Source organism: Lujinxingia vulgaris (assembly GCF_007997005.1).
In the GTDB taxonomy this organism is placed as follows: Bacteria; Myxococcota_A; Bradymonadia; order Bradymonadales; family Bradymonadaceae; genus Lujinxingia.
This window is the reverse complement of sequence record NZ_VOSL01000089.1, coordinates 1-1049: the sequence shown is the minus strand read 5'-3', so window position 1 is coordinate 1049 and position 1049 is coordinate 1. Positions and strand designations below refer to the sequence as shown.

At 56.1% G+C, this 1049-nt stretch carries 2 protein-coding genes; both read left to right on the top strand.

Annotation, left to right across the window (positions count from 1 at the left end; translation table 11 throughout):
• The first annotated feature begins 67 nt into the window (after positions 1-67).
• Positions 68-358, top strand: a complete 291-nt coding sequence (locus FRC96_RS16035) for a transposase (protein WP_146975911.1) — start codon at positions 68-70, stop codon at positions 356-358.
• On the top strand, positions 355-1049 hold a 695-nt coding region (locus FRC96_RS16030; protein WP_146975910.1), incomplete at its 3' end, for an IS3 family transposase. The genes FRC96_RS16035 and FRC96_RS16030, both read left to right, overlap by 4 nt.

The window sequence follows — 1049 nt, the reverse complement described above, 5'->3', positions numbered from 1 at the left end:
TGAGGTTCCTTCAATTTCCCGGACACATCGAAGAGAATGGTTTTAGTAACCACAACGAGGTGTTCCGATGAGCAGACAATATCCCAAGGACTTCAAGACCGAGGCCGTCCGCCTATCCAATGTAGAAGGTCGAAGCTGTGTGCAGGTTGCCGATGAGCTCGGCATTCCGGTGGAAACGCTCTACCGATGGCGACGTGAGTGCCGTGAAGACGGCGAAGATGCGTTTCCAGGCAGGGGAAATCAAACCCCGGAGCAGGCCCGAATCAGCGAGCTGGAGCGTGAGGTTCAGCGGCTGAGGATGGAACGCGAGATTCTAAAAAAAGCTATGAGTATCTTCGCCGACAAGGAACGGGCGTGAGGTACGAATTCATCGAGTCGCATCGCGACGAGTTCCCCGTGGCGTTGATGTGCCGGGTTTTGGGCATCCCACGCCAGAGCTATTACGACTGGCGAAACCGCCCCCCGAGCCGGCGCTCCCAGGAGAATGCGCGCCTGTTGAAGGCCATTAAATCGACGTTTGAGAGAAGCCGCCAGACTTACGGCAGCCCGCGTATTCACCATACGTTGCGAGCGAATGGTTGGCGTGTAGGGAGGAATCGCGTGGCCAGGTTGATGCGGAAAAACGGCCTGCGCGCGGTTCAAAAACGGCGAAAACCCTGGACGACCGACTCCAATCACGACCTTAAGGTGGATAAGAATATCGTCGCTCGCAAGTTTGAGGCTCAGGCTCCCAACCGCCTCTGGCTGGCCGACATTACATATGTCGACACCGCCGAAGGCTGGCTGTTTCTGGCGGCCGTGCTCGATATTTACAGCCGCAAGATTGTCGGCTGGGCGATGAGCTCAAAGATTGATCGTTTTCTCTGCATTGACGCGCTCAAGATGGCGATACTCACGCGCAAACCCTCGCCAGGACTGGTCCATCACTCCGACCAGGGAAGCCAGTACGCCAGCGAAGACTATCAAGAAGTGCTCAAAGACCATCAGATGAATTGCTCAATGAGCCGCAGAGCAAACTGCTGGGATAACGCGCCGATGGAGAGCTTCTT